The organism is Neoroseomonas marina, assembly GCF_012927745.1.
GTDB classification, from domain to species: Bacteria; Pseudomonadota; Alphaproteobacteria; order Acetobacterales; family Acetobacteraceae; genus Neoroseomonas; species Neoroseomonas marina.
Map to the genome: position 1 here is coordinate 54,943 of NZ_JABBKX010000005.1, position 20,658 is coordinate 75,600.

Below are 20,658 nucleotides of genomic sequence, written 5' to 3' on the forward strand. Positions count from 1 at the left end.
ACTTCATCAATTCGTCAGCCTATTAATGCCAATTGCTCGTTCGATCTGCTTACGAAGATTTATCAATCCCCTGTTTTCACTCGGAGTCGTTGGTATAGTAAGAGGTTCAAGGCCATCAAACCCTTCCGCAGCTTCAAGTCTAATGTGTTTGTTGTGAGATTTTTCAACGTATCCGTGCTGCCGAAGCAATGACACCAGTTCACTGGCAACACGCCTAGGGTCCTTAGTGGCTCGTTCTAGATCGCGAGATAGCTCGCTCAGCGCCGGCGCGACGCGAAGTCGTTCGACAACTCGCCCCAAGATCGATTTCGTTCTCCCATCAAGTCCAATTTGATCTGCAATATCTAAAGTCATTTTAGCAGCAAAACGCAATCTATCAGAAATTTCTCCAAGATATATTTCAGGCCCAAGTTGACGAGCGAAACCCTCCTCTTCAAAATCGCTGTCACTACGCCCAACATTAACATCTGCATGAGCACTAATTTGTCGCTCTAACTCTCCGATTTTATCTTGAAGATTTTCAATCTCTTCCAAATAAAGTCGTTCATTTTCTGCGGCGGTAAGTCTCTTCTTTTCGCGCTCACGATGAGCACGAAGTGCCTGCTCCTGCAGTTCAGTCCAGTCCCAACCAAAGGCTGGCATTTGGCTACGCATACTAGAAGCCGCCGCCCGAACTGCAACCGATAGATCCTTCCCGCCCTGCATCTGCCATCGCAAATAGTAACGCTTGACTATCCCAGCACCGGGGGCCGAGAGCCCCAATGTCCCGCCGTAGACGTTTCGCCCGTCGCTTTCATTGCGGAGCCGGAGAGAAAATGCGCGATTTGGCTCGACGACAACATGAGCGACGCCACCCAAATCGTATGCTAATTTCTCGATCTCTCTGCGATTCAAAATCCAGCGATTATTATCAGATGCAGAAATATATAAAATAGGAAGCCATCTTGTTGCCTCACCGAGCGTTATTGCCTTAGCTGTTTCTAAGCTCTTCTTGTTTTCTTTTAGCCAAAACGGCTGATCGGATATTGATAAGAGATTGTCGTTACCACCCCACCCATTCTTCAAAAGCGACTTAACGAGGTAAGGTTTGCGCGGGCTTTCCAAATGCGCCCCGGGCGTTCTCGCGAAGCATTGGGTACGAAGACGTACAAGTTCCTGCGCCCCTACCCCGGCAGAGCGCTTCAGGACACCTTCCGTTCTCCAGAGTCTCCCCTCTTCGTCAGGAAAGTCGTGCCGAAAGCCAACCGCGCTCCAGTCGTCTCCGTCACGAAGTTCCCGAAGGCGCAATTCTTCTCCAGTCGGGGATCGCAGATGTGCGTTCTCGCCATCCAATTCCGCTTCAGCGCCCAAAGCTAGAACTGTGCTGTAAGATGTTCCCTGTAACCAAGCGATCACCTCGGCGACAAAAGCAGCGCGGCTTGATGCCGGCTTCAAAGGAAATTCTGTCGAGAACGGGAGCATATTGAGAGCATTGGCGCTCGACGCCCGCCGGTCAACGTCGAAGTAAGGAGCGCCGTAGTGACGGGGTGGCAACACCGGTTGCTGCCTTGGAGGCCTATCTGCAGCCGCCTAGGATGGAGCCCAGTTGGGTTGCTGATCGCAGTCCGACGTTGTATCGCCCTCGCCTCTCTCACACGAACGCCCGGACCCGACCTCATGGCAAAGATGCAAGCCAACCAGATGCGTGCCGGCATGGTCATCGAGTTCGAAGGGGCTCGCTACACCATCCTCAAGCAGAACATCATGATCCCGGGGAAGGGCGCGGCGGTCATCCAGGTGGAGATGCGCAACGTCAAGACCGGCGCCAAGAAGGACCAGCGCTGGCGGACCGCCGACACGGTCGAGCGCCTGACCACCGAGGACAAGGAGTTCACCTACTCCTACACCGACGGCACCAACCTGGTGCTGATGGACCCGGAAAGCTTCGAGCAGACCATGGTCCCGCAGGACATCCTCGGCGACCGCCTGCCCTATCTGCAGGAGAACATGACGGTCAACGTCAAGCTCATCGAGGGCGAGCCCGTCTCGATGGACCTGCCCGAGACCATCGTGCTCGAGGTGGTGGAAGCCGATCCGGTCGTGAAGGGCCAGACCGCCTCTTCCTCCTACAAGCCGGCGGTGATGTCGAACGGCGTGAAGGTCATGGTGCCCCCCTTCATCACGGCGGGCGAGAAGATCGTCGTGAAGACCGCCGACGGGACCTATTACGAACGCGCGAAGTAAGACTTCGCGCGTTCTGAGTGCCTCAGGCGCCGGCGCGCGCGTCCGCGCGCTAGGCTTGCGCGCCGTGGACTGCCGCGCCGGGTGCTACTGACGGTCTGGGCGCGGTCGCGCCTTCGCGCTCCCGGCCCGAGGCATTGCCTCGGGCCGCTTTCGTTTCGGTTGCCGCGGGTCCGGGGGGCTGGCCCCCCGTCGCCGCCTCCGCTAACCCTCCATCCGCTCTTTCCCCCGCAAGGTTCGTCTGATCATGCCGCCCGTCTCGTCGCGTCTTTCGCCTGCCATGCAGGTCGTCACCTCCGCCGTGCGCAAGGCGGGCCGCCGGCTGCTGCGCGACTTCGGGGAGGTCGAGCAGCTCCAGGTCTCGGTGAAGGGTCCGTCCGACTTCGTGTCCACCGCCGACCTGCGCGCCGAGCAGACGCTGAAGGAGGAGCTGTCCAAGGCCCGGCCCGCCTTCGGCTTCCTGATGGAGGAATCGGGCGTCAGCGGGAATGAATCCTGGGAATGGCGCTGGGTGGTCGATCCGCTGGACGGCACCACGAACTTCCTGCACGGCATTCCGCATTGGGCGATCTCGGTCGGGATCGAGAAGCGCATCGACGCCGAGAAGAGCGAGATCATGGCGGGCGTGATCTACAACCCCGCCTCGGACGAGCTGTTCTGGGCCGAGAAGGGCGTGGGCGCGTTCCTCAACGACCGGCGCCTGCGCGTGTCGGGGCGGAAGGAGATGCGCGAGGCGGTCTTCGCGACCGGCATTCCCTTCGCCGGCGTGCCGCGCAAGGCGGAGTTCAGTGCGATCCTGCACAAGGTCATGCCGCAGGTGGCGGGCGTGCGGCGCTTCGGCGCGGCGTCGCTCGACCTGGCCTGGGTGGCGGCCGGCCGGTACGAGGGCTTCTGGGAACTGGGCCTGAAGAAGTGGGACATCGCCGCCGGGCTGCTGATGGTGAAGGAGGCCGGCGGCTTCTGGACCGACCCCGAGGGCGGCGATGCGTACGAAACCGGCAATGTGGTGGCCGGCAACGGGGCCCTGCAGCCCAAGCTGCGGGAGGTGGTGGCCGAGGGCATCGCCGCCGTGAAGGCGCGTCCGGCGGGATGAGGCGGCGGGCGGTCCTGGCGGGGCTATTCGCGGGCTCGGTCGCGCGGGCGCAGGACGTGCCGGCCGAGTTGCCGCCCGAGCCGCCGCCCGCCCCGCCCGCGCCGCCGCGCCTGGCCCCCGAGGGCGCGCCGGCCCCGGCGCAGCCGACGCCGGGCGATCCGTTGCCGACCGGGATGGCGGTCCTGCCGACCGGGGGCGTGCGACTCGTGCTCGAGTCGGCTGCGCTCGACCCGGCGCAGGCGCGGGCTCTCGAAATCTTGGGCCGCCGGTTGGCGGCGCTGCCGGCCGGGCGCATCACGGTCGAGGCGCAGGTGTCGGCGCCCGCCAACGACGTGTCGGTGGCGCGGCGGGCCTCGCTTGCGCGGGCGCAGGCGGTGAAGGCGGCGCTGATCGCCGGCGGGCTGCCGGCGACGCGGATCGACCTGCGGCCGCTGGGGCGGTTGCCGGCGGGCGTCGACCGGGTGGACGTGCTGCCCCCAGGCGTGGCAAGCCCCAATGCGGAGGCGCGGGGGCGATGACGCAACCCAAGGTCTATCTGTGGCGGATGCTGGGCTTCCTCGGCGCCGTGGCGATCGTGACCGCCGCGCTGTCGGGGGAATTGGCGCACGCCTTCGCGGCCAACCCCGTGCTGAACGGCGTGATCGTCGCGGTGCTGCTGTTCGGCATCCTGTGGAACCTGCGCCAGGTGCTCTCCCTGCGGCATGAGGTCGCGTGGATCGAGGGGTTCCGGTCCGTGCGCGGCACGGGTGAGGAACCGGTGACGCCGCGGTTGCTCGCGCCCATGGCGTCGATGCTGGCGGCGCGGCGGGCGGAGCGGGTGTCGCTCTCGGCGATCGCGCTGCGGTCGGTGATGGACGGGATCCTGTCGCGGCTGGACGAGAGCCGCGAACTGTCGCGCTACATGACGGGGCTGCTGATCTTCCTCGGCCTGCTCGGGACGTTCTGGGGGCTGTTGCTGACGATCGGGTCGGTGGCGGACGTGATCGGCAACATGTCGGTCGGGTCGGGCGACCTGAACCAGCTGTTCAACCAGTTGAAGACCGGGCTCGCGCGGCCGCTGGAAGGCATGGGGACGGCGTTCTCCAGTTCGATGCTCGGCCTCGCCGGCGCGCTGGTGCTGGGGTTCATGGACCTCACCGCGGGGCAGGCGCAGAACCGCTTCACCAATGAGCTCGAGGAATGGCTCGCGGGGCTGACGCGGCTGTCGTCCTCCGGCGTGCAGGACGCGGACGGGAACGTGCCGGCTTATGTCTCCGCGCTGCTGGAGCAGACCGCGGAGAACATGGAACGCCTGCAGGCGATCCTCGGGCGCGGGGAGGACGGGCGGGCCGAGACCTCCCGCGCCCTGGTGACGCTGACCGAGCGCCTGACCGTGCTGACCGAGCAGATGCGCGCCAACAACCGGCTGATGCTGCGGGTCGCGGAGGGCCAGGCGAATCTCGGACCCGCGCTGGCCCGCATCGCCGAAGGCGAGGCCATCGGCGGCATGGACGAGGAAACCCGCGGGCACATCCGCAACCTCGACATCCACATCGCGCGCCTGTCCGAGGACATCGCCCAGGGACGCGCCCAGGCGACCAACGAACTGCGCAACGAGATCAAGGTGCTGACCCGGACGATCGCCGCGATCGCCGAGGAGCAGGCACGGTGAGGGTTGCGGACGCGGGAGGGCGCTGCCCTCCCGCACCCACCCGCCAGAGGCCGAAAGGCCTCTGGACACCAGCACATTGGCCGGATGGGAGGAGGGGCGCAGGCTGCGCGCCGGGCCCGGCGGCCGTTCGGGGCCCCTCCTCCCATCCGGCCAAGTATCGGGTTCCGAGGGCCTTTCGGCCCTCGGCGGGGGGTCCAGGGGGGCGGCGCCCCCCTGTCCGCGCCTGACCCATGGCTGGCTCCTCCAACCGACGGCGTGGCCAGGGTGGGCTGGATGCGTGGCCGGGCTATGTGGATGCGCTGTCCACGCTGCTCATGGTCATCATCTTCGTGCTGCTGGTCTTCGTGCTCGCGCAGGGATTCCTGTCGGTCGCGCTCGGCTCGCGCGACCGGGCGCTGGACCGGCTGAACCGGCAGGTCGCGGAGCTGGCGGAGCTGCTCTCGCTGGAACGCGGCCAGGCGGAGGAATTGCGCAGCAACCTGGCGCGCGCGACGCAGGAACTCGCTTCGGCGGCATCAGTGCGCGATGCGGCGCTGCGCTCGCTGGGGGAGGTGCGCACCGAGCGCGACCGGCTGACGGCGGAACGCGACGCGGCGCGCGGGGAGCGCGAGCAGCTGGCCGCGCGGCTGGCGGATCTGGGGCTGACGGGGCGCGGCACGGCGGAACGCGTGGCGACGCTGGAACGCCAGCTGGGCGAGGCGCTGGCGCGGGCGGAGAGCGTCGGCGCGGATGCCGCGCGCACGGCGCGCGACCTGACGGACACGCGTCGCGGCCTCGCCGAGGCCGAGCAGCGGCGCAGCGCGCTCGAACGCCAGGCGGCGGCGACGGCAACGCAACTGGCCGCGGCGCGGCAGGAGCTCGACCGGCTGCGCGCGGAGGCGATCGCGCTCGACCAGCAGGTGCGCACCGATCGCGCGACGATCGAGGCGCGGTTGTCGGACCTCGCGCGCATGACGCGGGAGGTGCAGGCGCTGACCGCGCTGCGCGACGAGCTGGAACGCCAGACGCAGGCCGCCCTGGCCCGCGCGGAGAACGAGGAGCGCGGCCGCCGCGCGGCCGAGCAGTCCTCGGCGCAGATGTCGGCCGCGATGGCGGAACTCGAGCGTCAGCGCGCGGCGCTCGCGGCCGCCGAGCAGGCCGCGCTGGCGCGGCTCGCGGGCGCCGAGGAGGCGCGCCAGGCCGCGGAGGCCGAGGCTGCCGAGGCAACCCGCCAGCGCGCCGCCAACGAGGCCGCGGCGCGCGCTGCCGAGGGTCGCGCCGCGGAGGCGGATCGTGCCCGTCAGGTCGCCGAAGGCGTGGCCGCGCGCATGCAGAACGAGACGGCCGAAGCCTCCCGCCGCCGGGTGGACGCCGAGGCGCAGCTCGCCGCGGCGATCGCCCGCGCCGGCCAGTCCGATTCCGCCGCCCAGGCGGCGCAGCGGCAGGCCACGGGGGCCGAGCGCGCCGCGCAGGACGCGGCCCGCCGCGCCGGCTTCGCCGAGGAAGCGCGACGTCTTGCGGAAGCGCAGGCGGCCGAGCACGTGCGGCTCGCCGAAAGCGCGCGGGCCGAGGTCGCGCTGCTGACGCGCCAGATCGAGGGGCTGCGGCGCGAGATCTCGCGCCTTGCCGCGGCACTGGACGCCGCCCAGGGCGAGACGCGGGCGCGCGACACGCAGATCGCGCAGCTCGGCGCGCGGCTGAACGCCGCGCTGGCGGCGCGGGTCGAGGAGTTGCAGCGCTACCGCTCGGACTTCTTCGGCCGGCTGCGCCAGGTGCTGGGCGAACGCCCCGAGGTGCGCATCGTCGGCGACCGCTTCGTCTTCCAGGGCGAGGTGCTGTTCGCGCCGGCCTCGGCCGAGCTGAGCGAGGCGGGACGGCAGCAGGTGCGCGACCTCGCGCGCGTGCTGCTGGAGGTGACGCCGCAGATCCCCTCGGAGATCGCCTGGGTGGTGCGCGTCGACGGCCATGCCGACCGATCGCCGATCCGTTCGGCGCGGTATGCGAGCAACTGGGAACTGGCGGCCGCGCGCGCGATCGCCGTCGCGCAACTGCTGATCGCCGAAGGGCTGCCCGCCAACCGGGTGGCGGCGACGTCCTTCGGGGACACGCAGCCGCTCGATACCGGCGATGGGCCCGCGGCCCTCGCCCGCAATCGCCGCATCGAGTTGCGCCTGACGGATCGCTGAGGCCGCATCGCGCGGCGAGGCGACGGGCGGCGGCCCCGCCCGGCGTGCCGCCGCCTGCCGGCAATGCCGATCACCCTGCTTGCGGTCGGCGTGGGCCTGGTGCCCTACGATGGGCGGGAGGATGCGGCATCGCGCCGCGAACCGCCGCCGCTGCCGGCGATCCTGTCGCAACGCGCGCAGCAGGAACGCGACGGGGTGGTGCTGCCCGCCGCCCCACGGAAGGTCAGATCAAGCGCGCCTCGAAGGGCGGCATCAGGTCGGGGGCCTCGAACTCCACCACCCAGAGGTCGGGGTCGCGCTTCACCTGGCGGTCGACATAGGCGGTCGCGACCTCCTCCTCGACCGGCGCCGGGCCGGTGCCGCGCAACCAGGCTGGGCGACCCTCGGCGTCGCGCGCCTGGGAGAGCACCACGACCCCGTCCCGTCCCCGCAGCACAGCGAGGATGCCGCCGGAATCGGGGTCCCCCTTGCGCAGCACCGCGGCCGGCCGTCCCGCCATGTCCGACAGCCGGATCGCCATCGAGACCCAGATGCCTGCCTTGACCTTCGCGTCCATTGTCCTGGCCTCAGGCGCCGGCGCGCGCGTCCGCGCGCTTGGCTGGCGCGCCGTGGGTAGGACCGCCCGGCGCGGCGGGCGGGGTGGGCGCGGTCGCGCGTCGCGCTCCCGGCCCGCGGCCATGGCCTCGGGCCGCAAGAAGTTTCGGTCGTTTCGCTTCGGTCGGTGCCATGCGGCGAAACTCGCATGGCGGGGGCCTTGCCGGAAGGCGCGCGGCGCGCCATTCACGCGGCGCGGCGGAGGTTCCCCCATGAGTGATCGCAAGATGACGGACGCGCAGCGCGCCTACGAGGCGAAGCGCGCGGCCAAGGCCGGCATGAGCCTCGACAAGTGGCTCGCCGACAAGGACAGGCGTGCCCAGGCCGAGGCGAAGGAAGCCGCGGCCGCGGCGGGCCCGCCGGCGGCGGCCGCGAAGAAGCCCGGCTTCTTCGGCCGGCTGCTGGAAAAGGCGCAGAAGCCGCTCTGACCGGTGTAGCCTCGCCCCCATGAGGGGCGGGACCGTGGCTCTGCTGGGTGCGCTGGCGCTGGTCGCCGCGCCGGCCCGCGCGCCGGCCTTCGTGCCCGAGGGCACGGTGATGCTGTTCGCGCCGGGATCGGCCGAGATCAGCCAGGCGGCGCGCGACGCGCTGCTGGCGTTCCTGCGCCCGCCGCGGCCGGCGCCATTTCGCGGGCACTGCATCGTCGCCCATGCGGATCGCGGCCCCGATGCCGCGGCGCTGAGCCGGGCGCGCGCCGAGGCGGTCGCCGCCATGATGGGCCGGCAGGGCGTCAGCCGGGCGGACATCGCGATCGAGGTCCGCGGCGATGCGAGCCCGGCCAGGCTCGCCGCGCCCGGTGCGACGGAACCGATGAACGACCGCGTCGAGCTGGCCCCCTGCCCCGGCCCGCGCCTGGCGGGCGTTGCCGAGGCGACGGCGATCGCCCTCGATGCGGCCGTGGTGCCGCCCTATGTCGCGGCGCTGACGCCGATGATCGCCCGCGCCGTCGGCTGCGCCGCGCCCGACCTGCCGCGCGGCGCGTTGGCGCCGCCGTCCCTCGCCTGCCCGACGGAGGTACCGCCCGCCGCGGTCCCGGTCGTCACGGTGCTGCGGATGGATGGCTCCCGGCGCGTGGCGGTGACGCTGGAATGGCCAGACGGGATCGGCGCGGCGCCGGACCGGGCCCGGGCGGCGGCGGGCGCCGTGCTGGACCTGTTCGGCTTCGTGCCGGCGCCGGTGCTCGCGGTGCTGGGAACGGACGCCGGAGCCGCCCGGCGGACAGACTTCACCGCGCCGGGCTTCCGCGCCGAGGTCGAGGCCGGGCCAGGCGCGTTACGGCGGCTCAGGATCGTGCCGACCCGCGGGGACGGGCCGTAGCGCCGCCGCGCCCGGCGCGGGCAGCGTCCGGCCGGCGGCGCAGGAACAGACCACGGACCCGTCCGCGCGCCTGTTCGGCTGCGTCGGCTCGCCGCAATGGGGGCATTCGACGGGGTCCCGCGACGGACCCATTCAGAGCATCCGCATCAGCGTGCCGTCCTTGCGGATGGCGTGGTGGAAGATGGCGCCGCCGATATGGGCGGCGAGCAGCAGGACGAAGAGGTAGCCGCCGATCGTGTGCAGCAGGGACAGCGTCTGCGCGAGGCCCTCCGAGGCCTCCATGAACTTGGGCAGGTCGATCAGCCGCAGATAGGCCGTCTGCCCCTGCAGCGGAAAACCCCAGGCGTTGGTCGCGAGGAAGCCGAGCAGAGGCTGCACGATCAGCAGGGCATAGAGGCCGTGATGGACCGCCGTCGCCGCGACGCGCATCGCGCCCGGCAATTCGGGCGGGTGCGGCGGCGCGGGGTGCGTGGCCTTCCACAGCACCCGGGCGATCGCCGCGAGGAGCACGGTGAGCCCCGCACTTTCGTGGATGGCGTAGAAGCCCATCTTGTAGGCCCCGTCCGCTTCCCCGGTGATGAACTTGATGACGAAGCCCGTCGGCAGGGCGATGGCGATCAGCCCGACCGTGATCCAGTGGAACCATTTCGCGACGGTGCCGTACTGCCCGTCGGGGTGGGCGGCGTCCTGGCCGGGAAGCCTGGCGGTGCTGGCATCCATGCTGCTGTCCCCTCGGATCATGTCCGCAGCGTATCGCAAGCCGAGGGCGCCCCGCACGTGCGGATGATCGCGGCCCACGCGGATTGGAGCATCGATCCGCGCAAGCGTTGGGTCACGGTCGCGCGCCGTGGGGCCGATGGCTGGCGGGCCGAGGCGCCGGTGCCGGTCGGCGATCCCGCGACGATGGTGGGGGGACTGCTGGCCGAAGGGCGGCCGGTGGCGCTGGGGCTCGACCTGCCGCTTGGGGTACCGCGGGCCTTCGCCGCGGGGCGGGCGGAACCCGGCTTCGTCGACTTCCTGCGGGGGCTCGCGGCGCGGCCGGCCTTCTTCGCCGTCGCGCCCACGCTGGCGGAGGTCAGCCGCGACCGGCCCTTCTACCCGGCGCGGGGGTTGAAGGGGATGACGCGGGCCGCCCATGCCGAGGCGCTGGGGCTCGGCGATGCGGGCGGCCTGTCGCGATGGTGCGACCGGGCGACGGCCGAACGGCCGGCGGGCGCGCCGGTCTTCTGGACGCTGGGGGCGAACCAGTCGGGCAAGGCGGCGATCGCGGCCTGGCGGGACTGGCTGTCGCCGGGGCTGGCGGCCGGGGCGCCCTATGCGCTCTGGCCCTTCGCGGGTGCGCTGCACGGGCTGCTCGCCCCGGGCCGGGCCGTGCTGGCCGAGGTCTATCCGGCCGAGGCCTTGCGGCATTGCGGCATCGCCCTGCGCGGGTCGAAACGGGTGCGTGCCGACCGGGTGGCGGCCTGCGAGGCGCTGCTGGCCGCGATGGCGGTCCGGCGCGTGCTGCCGGCGGCGACGCTCCGGGCGGCCATCCAGGATGGGTTCGGGGCGGATGCGGCGGGCGAGGACCGCTTCGATTCCGTCATCGGCCTGCTTGGCCTGGTCGGCGTGCTGGACGGGTTGCGCCCGGATTTCGTGCCCGAGGACGAGGCGATCCGCCGATGGGAAGGATGGGTGCTGGGCCAGACCGCGCTGCCGCGGTGGTGACCGCGCCGAGACGGCGGCGGGGGTGACGCGGCGACGGGGATGCGCGATGACGGTCCTCCGGAGCGGGGAACGAACGAATGCGCATTGCGGTCATCACGGACATCCACGGCAACGCGGCTGCCCTCGAGGCCGCGCTGGCCGATATCGCGACGCGAGGGGCGGACTCCACGATCTGCCTGGGCGACATCGCCTCCGGCGCCGGCTGGCCCGCGGAGACGGTGGAGCGGCTGCAGGCGGCCGGGATCCCCTGCGTCCGCGGCAATCACGACCGTTGGATCAGCGAGCACGAGGGCGAGAAGCTGGGGATGCAGGATCGCATCGCCCATGAGGGCCTGACCGCCGCGCAGCGCGACTGGCTGATGGCGCTGCCCGCGACGCTGGAACCGGCGCCCGGCGTGCTCGCGGTCCATGGCACGCCGTCATCGGACGTGCAGAACCTGATCGAGGAAGTGGTCGCCGAGCGCCTGCGGCCTGCGCCGATGGCGGTGCTGCGCGAACGGCTCGGCGACCGCGGCATGGCGGCCCGGGTGGTCCTGTGCGGGCACAGCCATCGGGCGGGGATGGTTCAGGTGCCGGGGGGACCGCTGGTGGTCAACCCGGGCAGCCTCGGCCTGCCGGGCTTCCGTATCTCGCGCGAACCGGCGCACCGGCAGGAAGCCGGGACGCCGCATGCGCGCTACGCCATGCTGGATATCGGGGGCCGCGAGCCGGCGGTCGAGATGATCGCCCTCGCCTATGACTGGGACCGCGCGGCGCGACGCGCCGAGGAGCATGGCGCGAACGCCGCGTGGCCCCACGTCATCCGGACGGGGCTCCTCCCCGAAAGTGCCTGACCGGAGCCAGGCGCCGCCGGAGATCAGTGGCGCTCGATACTGACGCCGCCGCGGCCGACGGAGATCTCGACGCCGTCGCGCTGGCGGTCCTGGTACGCCCAGACGCCGGCGCCGATCAGGCCGGCCAGCACGAGGCCGACCAGGAAATACATCACATTGGAGTTCATCGCTGCCCACCTTCCACGCTGACGGGATCCTGTCCTGTGAACGCGGAAGGCGGGCCAGGGTTTCATGAGGTTGGCCTGTAGAGTCCCGCGGCCGTGGCGGCCTGCGTGGCCAGCCGCGCGCAGAGCTCGAAGGTGGGCATCGGCACCCCCTTCTCCCGCGCCATGGCGAGCGGCACGGTGAACAGCGCGTCGATCTCCATCGCGCGGCCGAGTTCCAGGTCCTGCAGGATCGACGGCTTGTGCGCGATCATGCCCGACCGGCGGATGCGCGCCTCGGAGGAGGTCTGCAGATCGTGCCCGTAGGCGAGCGCGAGCGCCCCGCCCTCGTCCGAGATGCGCACGCCGGCGGCGAACAGCACCGGGTCGGCGAAGGTCGTCATCATGTCCTGGCGCGACAGGATGCAGAGCGGCCCGCTGGTGAGGTTGCCCATCAGCTTGCCCCAGATGCGGTGCCGGATGTCGGCGACCACCGGCGTCGGCATGCCGCCGGCGTCGATCGGTGCCGCGATCATCCGCGCGCGGTCGCTCAGCGTGCCGTCCGGTTCGCCGAGGAAGAGGCGGATGTCGGCATGCTCGGACTTCACCACGCCGGGCTCGACGACCGCGCTCGCCGAATAGACGACGCCGCCGAGCGTGCGGGCGATGCCGATCTTCGCCTCGATCTCCCCGCCGGGGTCGAGCAGGGGCAGGCGCCGGCCGTCCACCTCCCCGCCATGGCGCAGGAAGTACCACCAGGGGATGCCGTTGGTGACGAAGGCGACCGGCGTGTCGGGCCCGAGCAGCGGCGCGATGGCGCGCGCGACGGAGGGCAGCGCCGGCACCTTGGTCGTGACGATCACCGCATCGACCGGTCCGATCGCCGCGGGGTCGGCTTCCGCGCGGACACGGACAGTGTGCTCGCCGTCATGGGCGATGAGGGTGATGCCCTTCTCCCGCACCGCGGCGAGGTGCGGGCCGCGCGCGACGATCGACACATCGGCCCCGCCGAGCGCAGCCCGGGTCGCGAGGTGGCTGCCGATCGCGCCGGCGCCGAAGACGCAGATGCGGGTCACGGCGCGTTGTCCCGAAGCTGCTGGCACATCGCCGCACCCGCGGCGATGAGCCGCTCGGCGATCGCGCCGCCATGTGCGGCATTGGCGCTGCGCGGATCCGGCGCGGCGACGCCGCCCGGCGCGACCTCCTCGACCCACATCGGCACGGCGAAGTCCACGCCATGCGTGCGGATCGCGCCGAAGCCCGTCGGCGGCAGGCCGAGATAGGGCCCGGTCGCGCGCTTCTCCCGCGCCGCATCGGGCCGGCAGAGATCGGGGCGCAGATACATCGTCACCGAGGCGACGGGATCGCCGCCATGGCCGAAGGCGGCCTGGCTGCCGCCGAGTTCCGCATGCAGCTTCCCGGCCTCGCGCCACAGGTGCAGGGCGGGGATGATGACGCCGTGGCGGTGGCGCATGGCGCGCGCGGCGGCTTCCGCCGGGGCGATGGTGCCGGCATGGCCGTTCACGATCATGATCCGCCGCGTGCCGATGCGGATGAAGGCCTCGGCCATCTCCTCGATCACCGCGGTCAGCGTCGGGACGCTGAGCGTGATGCCGCCGGCGACGCCGGCGAAGAAGTCCTCACCGCCGAAGGGGATCGCGGGCGCGACCAGCGCATCGGCGCCGAGGCCGAGGGCCGATTGCGCGATCCGCGCGGCGATCTCCTCGGCCACCAGGTAGTCGCCCATCGGCAGGGCGGGGCCATGCGTCTCGATGCTGCCCATGGGCAGCAGGGCGACGGCGCCGGCGGCGAGGCGATCCGCCACCTCCGGCGCCGTCAGTTCGGCGATGCGCGAGCGCGTCACGACAGGAGGTCCAGCGCCGCGCGCGAGAGCGCCTGCACGCCGAGGCCGATGGTCTTCTCATCCGGCTGGTAGAAGGCGTTATGGAGGCGGTCCGCCCGCCCCGGCGCGCCGGAGCCGATGCGCAGCTGGAAGGACGGCGCGAGGGCGGCGAACTCCGCGAAATCCTCCGAGCCCATCGAAGGCTCGCCTTCCTCCACCGCCACGCCCATCTGGCGCGCCACCGCGGCGATGACCGGGTCGAGCACGCGGTCGTCGTTGACCAGCGGCGGCACCTTGCGGACGTAGGTCATGTCGCAGGTCACGCGCATCATCTGCTGCAGGCCGTCCGCCAGGCGGCGCAGCGCGGCCTCGGCGGTATCGCGTGCATCGGCATGGAGCGTGCGCACGGTGCCCTTCAGGTGCACCCGCTCGGGGATGATGTTGTAGGTCGTCCCGCCCTGGAACATGCCCACGGTGACGACCGCGGGATGCAGCGGCTTGATCTCGCGGCTGACGACGGTCTGCGCCTGGGCGACGAAATGCGCCGCGGCGACGATCGGGTCGACCGCATCGTCGGGATGCGCCGCGTGGCCCGACTTGCCGCGCACGATCAGGTCGAAGCGGTCGGAGGCCGCGAGGCAGGGGCCGCGCACATAGCCGAAGGTGCCGACCGGCATGTCCGGGTGGTTGTGGAAGCCGATCGCGAGGTCGACGCCCTCGGCCGCGCCGTCGGCGATCATCGCCGCGGCACCTTCGAGCACTTCCTCGGCCGGCTGGAACACCAGGCGCACCGTGCCGGCGATCTGCGGCGCGAGGTCCTTCAGCACGGCGGCGACGCCGAGCAGCGTGGTGGTGTGGATGTCATGCCCGCAGGCGTGCATCTGGCCATCGACGGTCGAGGCGAAGGCGATGCCTGTCTCTTCATGGATCGGCAGCGCGTCCATGTCGGCGCGGATGGCGAGCGTGGGGCCGGGCCGGCCGCCCTTGATCTCCCCGATCACGCCGGTGCGGCCGATTCCGGTGCGGTGCGGGATGCCGAGGCGCGCCAGCTCGGCGGCGACGATGCCCGCGGTGCGGGTCTCCTGGAAGGCGAGTTCCGGGACGCTGTGGATGTCGCGACGCATCGCGATCAGGCGTGGCTCGGCGGCCACGGTGGCGTCGCGAATGGCACGCTGGGGATCGTTGGCGATCATCGGCGGGGGTCCTGCTGAGCGAATATTGCCCGGGAGCATAGGTTCAAGAGGCACTTAGGCAAGGCGCGGTGCTTGTCTGCATCGGAGGCGCATGCCATAGGGCGAACCGGGAAGAGGGAGGCGGAATGTCCTGGGCGCTGCGCCGGCGGATCCTGCTGGCGGGAATGATCCCTGCATCGCTGACGGCGCGCGCCGCGATTGCCCAGGCTTGGCCTGCGCAGCCGATCCGGCTCGTCGTGCCCTTCGCCCCCGGCGGCACGACGGATCTGGTCGCGCGCCTGGTCGCGGCCGGGCTGCAGGACCGCCTCGGCGTCTCCGTCATCGTCGAGAACCGCGCCGGGGCCGGTGCGACCGTGGGCACCGACATCGTCGCCCGCTCCACCCCCGATGGATACACGCTCGTGATGTCGAACATCGCGAGCCATGCGATCAGCCCGTCGGTCTACGGCGGGCGCGTGCGATACGACGCCGTCACCGACTTCAGCCACATCGCCCTCGTCATCACCAACCCCACCGTCTGGGTGGCCAACCCGCGCTCGGGCATCCGCACGCTGCAGGATGCGGCGGCGCGCGCGAAGGGGCCCTCAGGGCTCGACGTCGCGACCTCGGGTGCCGGGTCCTCGAACCACCTGATGGTGGTCCGCATGGGCCAGCTGATCGGCAAGGAGCTGAACCACATCCCGTTCCGCGGCGCGGGGCCCGCCATGCAGGCGGTGATCGCCGGCCAGGTGCCGATGATGTCGGACAGCCTGCCGTCCGCCGCATCGCATATCCGGCAGGGATCGGTCACCGCGGTCGCCATGGCGTCGGCGCAGCGGCATCCGGCCTTCCCGGACGTCCCGACCTTCCGCGAGCAGGGCTTCGACCTCGCGAGCGATTCCTGGTTCGGGCTCTCGGCCCCCGCGGGGACGCCGGCGCCGATCGTGCAGCGCATCCATCGGGAAACCATGGCCTTCCTGGCCGTGCCCGAGACCCGGGCGCGCTTCTCCGAACTGGGCGGAACGCCGGGCGACCTCACGCCCGAAGGTTACGCAGATTTCGTAAGACGGGAGGTGGCCGCCTGGGCACCTCTGGTGCAGGCTTCCGGCGCGACGCCGGACTGACGGCTCTTTTTTCGACAACTTCATCGTGGGTGGACCAACGGGGATGAAGATCAACACGAAGGACCTGCTTTCCGCAGCGCTCCTGATCAGCCTGGCCCTCATCGGGCTCTGGCTCAACACCGACCACACCATGGGCTCCGCGCGCCGCATGGGACCGGGCTACATGCCCTGGTTGTCCTTCATGCTGCAGCTCGGACTGGGTTGCATCGTGCTGGGCTTCTCGTTGTTCAACGGGCCCGACCCTCTCGAGAAGTGGACGGCGGCCGAGATCGGCTTCCTGATCGCGGGCGGCGTGGTCGGCATGGCCGCGGGCATCGCGGCGTCGCATGTGCCGGGCTGGGTCTCCGCGGGCTGGAACCCTCTGGGCATCGGCATGTTCGTGGGCTGCATGGTCCCGGCCATCGTGAAGTCCTGGCGCCCGCTCTTCCTCATCAGCGCAGCCTTCGCGCTGTTCGGCCTGGTGCTGGAGCCGCTGGGGCTGATGGCCGCGATCGCGCTGTCGGTCATCCTGTCGGCCTTCGCGGACGACACGCACAAGCCGGTCGGCGTGGTCGGGCTTGTGGTCTTCCTCTGCGTGCTGTGCTGGGCCGTCTTCATCTACGAGCTCGACATCCGCGTGCCGGTCTGGCCGCAGTTCTGAGACCGGGGGGGAACGCTCAATGGATCTCGTCACGAATCTGGCGCACGGCTTCGGCGTAGCGCTGACACTCAACAACCTCTTGTTCTGCCTCATCGGCTGCGTCATCGGCACGGCGATCGGCGTGCTGCCGGGCATCGGCCCGGTGGCGACCATCTCCCTGCTGCTGCCGATCACCTTCGGCCAGCCGGCCACCACCGCCATCATCATGCTCGCCGGCATCTACTACGGCGCGCAGTACGGCGGTTCGACCACGGCCATCCTGCTGAACTTGCCAGGTGAGGTCAGTTCGGTCGTCACGACGCTCGAGGGCTACAAGATGGCCCGGCGCGGGCGCGCCGGCGCGGCGCTGACGATCGCCGCCCTCGGCTCGTTCTTCGCCGGCACCGTCTCGACGCTGCTCGTCGCCGCCTCGGGCCCGCTGCTGACGCAGGTCGCGCTGTCCTTCGGCCCGGCCGACTACTTCTCCCTGATGCTGCTCGGCCTCGTCATCTCCGCCGTGCTCGCGCAGGGCTCGGTGGTGAAGTCGATCGGCATGGTGGTGTTCGGCGTCTCGCTCGGCATGGTCGGCACGGACGTGCAGACGGGCCAGCAGCGCTTCACCTTCGGCATCCCGGAACTGTCGGACGGCGTCGGCTTCGTCTCGATCGCCATGGGCATGTTCGGCATCGCCGAGATCATCCTGAACCTCGAGCGCCCGGAAGCGCGTTCGGTGATGTCGGGCAAGGTCGGCTCGCTGATGATGACGCGCGAGGAGTTCAAGCGCGCGACCCCGGCCGTGCTGCGCGGCACCGTGGTCGGCTCGCTCCTCGGCATCCTGCCGGGCGGCGGCGCCGCCCTCGCCTCCTTCGGTTCCTACATGATGGAGCGGAAGGTCTCGAAGGGCCGCCACGAGTTCGGCACCGGCGCCATCGAGGGCGTGGCGGGTCCGGAATCGGCGAACAACGCCGCCTCCCAGACCTCGTTCATCCCGCTGCTGACGCTCGGCATCCCGGCCAACGCCGTGATGGCGCTGATGGTCGGCGCGCTGATCATCCAGGGCATCCAGCCCGGCCCGCGCATGGTGGAAGCCCAGCCGGACCTGTTCTGGGGCCTGATCGCGTCGATGTGGGTCGGCAACCTGATGCTGCTGGTCATCAACCTGCCGCTGATCGGCGTGTGGGTGAAGCTGCTGGCCGTGCCGTACCGCCACATGTACCCCTCGATCATGATCTTCTGCGCGATCGGCGTGTACTCGCTGCAGAACAACGTGTTCGACGTGTACCAGACGGTGTTCTTCGGCATCTTCGGCTACCTCTGCTCGAAGCTGCGGCTCGAGGCGGCGCCGATGCTGATCGGCTTCGTGCTCGGCCCGATGATGGAGGAGCACCTGCGTCGCGCCATGCTGCTCTCGCGCGGCGACCCCATGGTGTTCATCGAGCGCCCGATCAGCGCCGGCATGCTGACCGTCGCTGCGATCGCCCTGGCCGCGATGCTCATGCCCAACATCCGCAAGGGCAAGGACGCGGCGCTGGCGGAAGGCGGGTGATGTTCGCCCCGACCGCTTAGGTCGGAGGATTGGGAAGGCGGGTTCCTCGGAGCCCGCCTTCTTTTTTTGGCCTCAGACGCCGGCGCCGGCATGCGCCGGCTTGGCTTGCGCGCCGTGCACGGGTGCGCTGGCGGCGATGGGCGGTCCGGGCGCGGTCGCGCTTCGCGCTCCCGGCCCACGGCAAGGCCGCGGGCCGCGGTGGTTTGGGGCCTCAGGGGCCGGCTTGGCTTGCGCGCCGTGCATGGGTGCGCCGGCGGCGATGGGCGGTCCGGGCGCGGTCGCGCTTCGCGCTCCCGGCCCACGGCAAGGCCGCGGGCCGCGCCCGGCTGATGGGTTCAGGGTACCGACAGCGGCTGGGGGCGGTCGCTCAGGCCTTGGGCCGGGGCAGGCTGAACACGCCGCTGGCCCGGAGGACCGGCACGCCATCGGCCTCGAAGCGGCCTTCGACGAACATCAGCCGCGACGTCCGGCGCAGCAGCGACGGGCGGCATTCCAGCCAGGCGCCGAGCGGCGCCGGCGCCAGGTAGTCGGTCACCAGGCTCACCGTGACGAAATGCCCCGGGGTCCCGCCCTGCTCGCCCCCGCCGATGCCCAGCACGATATCCGCGAAGGTCGCCAGCATGCCGCCATGCGCGACCGCCTGGTTGTTGCAGTGGCGGCGTTCGAGGCGGATGCCGAAGACGGAACCGCCCTCACCCGGCCGCAGCCAGATCGGCCCGATCGGTTCCAGGAACGGCCCCCCGGCCCGGCGCGCAACGAACCCCTCGGGGATACCCAGCCCCGTTTCCATATCCGCCACGCGCACACTCCTCGGGTGAATTCAGGCGGCACGATCCTACAGCCCGGCCAAACTTGTGCCGAGATGCCTTCCCTTCGCCCTCTTTGCATCGCATAGGACAGGCCGTTCCCGACACGACCGCCGGACGGCCATGACAGCGCACGAATCCATGATCCTCCCCGTGATCCTCTCGGGTGGCACCGGCACCCGCCTCTGGCCCCTGTCGCGCGAGGGCTATCCGAAGCAGTTCTGGCCGTTGGCCTCCGACCGCCCGATGCTGGCCGAAACCGCGGCGCGCGCCGAGGGGCCGGGCTTCCTGCCCCCGATGGCCGTGTGCAACGAAGCGCACCGATTCCTCGTGGCCGAACAGCTGCGGGGCCGCAACGCGCGCATCGTTCTGGAGCCCGCCGGCCGCAACAGCGCCCCGGCGATCGCCGCCGCCGCCCTGTTGGCCGAGGAAGCCGGGCCGGAGACGGTCATGTGGATCATGGCCGCCGATTCCGCGATCGGCGACGTCCCGGCCCTGCATGTGGCACTCGCCGCCGCCGCTGCCGGCGCGCGGGCGGGCCGCATCGTCACCTTCGGCATGAAGCCCACCGCGCCCGAGACCGGCTACGGCTACATCGAGGCCGGCGCCGAGCTGCCGGGCCTGCCCGGCGTGCGGGACATCGCCCGCTTCGTCGAGAAGCCCGACGTCACCCGCGCGGCCGAGTTCATCGCGGACGGCAAGCACCTGTGGAACTCGGGCATGTTCGTCGCGACGGCCTCCGTGCTGATCGCGGAACTCGAGCGGCATGAGCCGGAGCTCCTCGCCGCCGTCCGCGCCGCGGTCGAAGGCGCCAAGCGCGACATGGATTTCGTCCGCCTCGCGCCCGACGCCTTCCTCGCCGCCCCGTCGATCAGCATCGACTATGCGGTGATGGAGCGGACCAAGCATGCCGCCGTCGTGCCGGCCGCGATCGGCTGGTCGGACATCGGTTCCTGGGCCGCGCTGTGGGACATCAGCCCCAAGGACAGGGCGGGCAATGCCGCGACGGGGCCGGTCGAGATCCTCGACAGCCGCAACTGCTACGTGCGCAGCGAAGGCATCCTGACCGGCGTGGTGGGCCTCGAGAACGCGGTCGTCGTCGTGACCGACGACGCGGTGCTCGCGATGCATCGCGACCGCGCGCAGGACGTGAAGAAGCTGGTGGACCAGCTCAAGGCCAAGGGCATCCCGCAGGCGACCGAGCACCGCCGCGCCTATCGCCCCTGGGGCCATTACGAGGGCGTGGTGCGCGGCGAGCGCTTCCAGGTGAAGCGCATCCAGGTACGCCCGGGTGCGAAGCTGTCCCTGCAGAAGCACTTCCACCGCGCCGAGCATTGGGTGGTCGTCTCGGGCACCGCCATCGTGCGGCGCGACGACGAGGAGATCCTGCTGCGCGAGAACGAGAGCGTCTACCTGCCGCTCGGCTGCGTGCACCGCATGGAGAATCCGGGGATGATCCCGCTGGTGCTCATCGAGGTGCAGTCCGGCTCCTATCTCGGCGAGGACGACATCGTGCGCTTCGAGGATACCTACGGCCGCGCGTAGCGCGGCCTGTCGTTTCGCCTCGATCGCCGGCGCGCGCGTCCGCGCGCTTGGCTTGCGCGCCATGGACTGGAACGCGGGGCACCATGGTCGGTCCGGGCGCGGTCGCGCGGTGCGCTCCCGGCCCGGGGCTTCGCCTCGGGCCGGCCTCGTTTCGTGTGTCAGGCGCCGGGGGCTGGGCCGCCGGGCTCCGGCCTTTCGAATCGTGGGGGGTTCGATGGCGTTCCTTGATGCGGCGCAAGGCGCCGAGGCGAAATTGGCGGATTATGGCCCCCGAAGCACC

The 20,658-nt window shown here is 70.7% G+C and carries 21 protein-coding genes; 13 read left to right on the forward strand and 8 right to left on the reverse strand.

Going from position 1 to position 20,658, the window contains the following annotated elements:
* Nucleotides 1–6 precede the first annotated feature (6 nt).
* A complete protein-coding gene (locus tag GWK16_RS15185; protein ID WP_170054826.1) occupies nucleotides 7–1,536 on the reverse strand; it encodes a hypothetical protein in 1,530 nt (509 codons plus the stop codon).
* Nucleotides 1,537–1,656: 120 nt separating this feature from the next.
* Here GWK16_RS15185 and efp point away from each other — a divergent pair, with 120 nt between their 5' ends.
* From efp to GWK16_RS15210, 5 genes are all read left to right on the forward strand, one after another.
* Nucleotides 1,657–2,223, forward strand: coding sequence for an elongation factor P (gene efp, locus GWK16_RS15190; RefSeq protein WP_170054827.1), 567 nt, complete (start codon nucleotides 1,657–1,659; stop codon nucleotides 2,221–2,223).
* A 244-nt stretch (nucleotides 2,224–2,467) separates the two neighbouring features.
* Complete coding sequence (locus GWK16_RS15195) at nucleotides 2,468–3,313, forward strand: inositol monophosphatase family protein (RefSeq protein WP_170054828.1); 846 nt, start codon at nucleotides 2,468–2,470, stop codon at nucleotides 3,311–3,313.
* The gene (locus tag GWK16_RS15200) at nucleotides 3,310–3,831 is read left to right on the forward strand and encodes an OmpA family protein (protein WP_170054829.1); all 522 of its coding nucleotides are present in this window, start codon (nucleotides 3,310–3,312) and stop codon (nucleotides 3,829–3,831) included. The genes GWK16_RS15195 and GWK16_RS15200 overlap by 4 nt, the downstream gene beginning before the upstream one ends.
* Complete coding sequence (locus tag GWK16_RS15205) at nucleotides 3,828–4,964, forward strand: flagellar motor protein MotA (RefSeq protein WP_170054830.1); 1,137 nt, start codon at nucleotides 3,828–3,830, stop codon at nucleotides 4,962–4,964. Before GWK16_RS15200 ends, GWK16_RS15205 begins: the two co-directional genes overlap by 4 nt.
* Before the next feature lie 230 nt (nucleotides 4,965–5,194).
* Nucleotides 5,195–7,129, forward strand: a complete 1,935-nt coding sequence (locus GWK16_RS15210; protein WP_170054831.1) for a peptidoglycan -binding protein — start codon at nucleotides 5,195–5,197, stop codon at nucleotides 7,127–7,129.
* 223 nt (nucleotides 7,130–7,352) lie between these two features.
* Here GWK16_RS15210 and GWK16_RS15215 read toward each other — a convergent pair whose 3' ends face one another.
* Entirely contained in the window at nucleotides 7,353–7,685 is a 333-nt protein-coding gene (locus tag GWK16_RS15215) for a DUF1491 family protein (RefSeq protein WP_170054832.1), read from the reverse strand.
* Nucleotides 7,686–7,935: 250 nt separating this feature from the next.
* On the opposite strand from GWK16_RS15215, the gene GWK16_RS15220 reads away from it, so the two are divergent.
* Nucleotides 7,936–8,151 (forward strand): hypothetical protein, encoded by a 216-nt coding sequence (locus tag GWK16_RS15220; protein WP_170054833.1) that lies wholly within the window; start codon nucleotides 7,936–7,938, stop codon nucleotides 8,149–8,151.
* Nucleotides 8,152–8,185: 34 nt separating this feature from the next.
* Nucleotides 8,186–9,040 carry an OmpA family protein gene (locus GWK16_RS15225; protein ID WP_170054834.1) on the forward strand — a complete coding sequence of 285 codons (855 nt, stop codon included), beginning with the start codon at nucleotides 8,186–8,188 and terminating at the stop codon, nucleotides 9,038–9,040.
* A 132-nt stretch (nucleotides 9,041–9,172) separates the two neighbouring features.
* Here the strand turns inward: GWK16_RS15225 and GWK16_RS15230 are convergent, their stop codons facing one another.
* Entirely contained in the window at nucleotides 9,173–9,760 is a 588-nt protein-coding gene (locus tag GWK16_RS15230; RefSeq protein WP_170054835.1) for a cytochrome b, read from the reverse strand.
* A gap of 63 nt (nucleotides 9,761–9,823) precedes the next feature.
* On the opposite strand from GWK16_RS15230, the gene GWK16_RS15235 reads away from it, so the two are divergent.
* The gene (locus GWK16_RS15235) at nucleotides 9,824–10,747 is read left to right on the forward strand and encodes a DUF429 domain-containing protein (RefSeq protein ID WP_170054836.1); all 924 of its coding nucleotides are present in this window, start codon (nucleotides 9,824–9,826) and stop codon (nucleotides 10,745–10,747) included.
* 77 nt (nucleotides 10,748–10,824) lie between these two features.
* Entirely contained in the window at nucleotides 10,825–11,580 is a 756-nt protein-coding gene (locus tag GWK16_RS15240) for a metallophosphoesterase family protein (protein ID WP_170054837.1), read from the forward strand.
* 23 nt (nucleotides 11,581–11,603) lie between these two features.
* On the opposite strand, the gene GWK16_RS15245 is transcribed toward GWK16_RS15240, so the two are convergent.
* The 4 genes from GWK16_RS15245 to GWK16_RS15260 form a co-directional block, all read right to left on the reverse strand.
* Nucleotides 11,604–11,747, reverse strand: coding sequence for a hypothetical protein (locus tag GWK16_RS15245; protein WP_170054838.1), 144 nt, complete (start codon nucleotides 11,745–11,747; stop codon nucleotides 11,604–11,606).
* A gap of 62 nt (nucleotides 11,748–11,809) precedes the next feature.
* The gene (locus GWK16_RS15250; RefSeq protein WP_170054839.1) at nucleotides 11,810–12,799 is read right to left on the reverse strand and encodes a 2-dehydropantoate 2-reductase; all 990 of its coding nucleotides are present in this window, start codon (nucleotides 12,797–12,799) and stop codon (nucleotides 11,810–11,812) included.
* On the reverse strand, nucleotides 12,796–13,587 hold the full coding sequence (locus GWK16_RS15255; protein ID WP_170054840.1) for a creatininase family protein: 792 nt from the start codon (nucleotides 13,585–13,587) through the stop codon (nucleotides 12,796–12,798). The genes GWK16_RS15250 and GWK16_RS15255 overlap by 4 nt, the downstream gene beginning before the upstream one ends.
* On the reverse strand, nucleotides 13,584–14,759 hold the full coding sequence (locus tag GWK16_RS15260) for a M20 metallopeptidase family protein (protein WP_170054841.1): 1,176 nt from the start codon (nucleotides 14,757–14,759) through the stop codon (nucleotides 13,584–13,586). Before GWK16_RS15260 ends, GWK16_RS15255 begins: the two co-directional genes overlap by 4 nt.
* Before the next feature lie 125 nt (nucleotides 14,760–14,884).
* Here GWK16_RS15260 and GWK16_RS15265 point away from each other — a divergent pair, with 125 nt between their 5' ends.
* Genes GWK16_RS15265 through GWK16_RS15275 form a run of 3 tightly spaced genes read left to right on the forward strand, consistent with a single transcriptional unit; the run spans nucleotide 14,885 to nucleotide 18,027 of the window.
* The gene (locus tag GWK16_RS15265) at nucleotides 14,885–15,862 is read left to right on the forward strand and encodes a Bug family tripartite tricarboxylate transporter substrate binding protein (protein WP_170054842.1); all 978 of its coding nucleotides are present in this window, start codon (nucleotides 14,885–14,887) and stop codon (nucleotides 15,860–15,862) included.
* A gap of 43 nt (nucleotides 15,863–15,905) precedes the next feature.
* Nucleotides 15,906–16,502: a hypothetical protein gene (locus tag GWK16_RS15270; protein WP_170054843.1), complete on the forward strand. Its 597-nt coding sequence runs from the start codon at nucleotides 15,906–15,908 to the stop codon at nucleotides 16,500–16,502.
* 19 nt (nucleotides 16,503–16,521) lie between these two features.
* Nucleotides 16,522–18,027 carry a tripartite tricarboxylate transporter permease gene (locus GWK16_RS15275; protein WP_170054844.1) on the forward strand — a complete coding sequence of 502 codons (1,506 nt, stop codon included), beginning with the start codon at nucleotides 16,522–16,524 and terminating at the stop codon, nucleotides 18,025–18,027.
* A 367-nt stretch (nucleotides 18,028–18,394) separates the two neighbouring features.
* Here the strand turns inward: GWK16_RS15275 and GWK16_RS15280 are convergent, their stop codons facing one another.
* Nucleotides 18,395–18,817 carry a PaaI family thioesterase gene (locus GWK16_RS15280; protein WP_248291428.1) on the reverse strand — a complete coding sequence of 141 codons (423 nt, stop codon included), beginning with the start codon at nucleotides 18,815–18,817 and terminating at the stop codon, nucleotides 18,395–18,397.
* A 139-nt stretch (nucleotides 18,818–18,956) separates the two neighbouring features.
* Between GWK16_RS15280 and GWK16_RS15285 the strand changes: the two genes are divergently transcribed.
* The gene (locus GWK16_RS15285; protein WP_170054846.1) at nucleotides 18,957–20,378 is read left to right on the forward strand and encodes a mannose-1-phosphate guanylyltransferase/mannose-6-phosphate isomerase; all 1,422 of its coding nucleotides are present in this window, start codon (nucleotides 18,957–18,959) and stop codon (nucleotides 20,376–20,378) included.
* The last annotated feature ends 280 nt before the right edge of the window (nucleotides 20,379–20,658 follow it).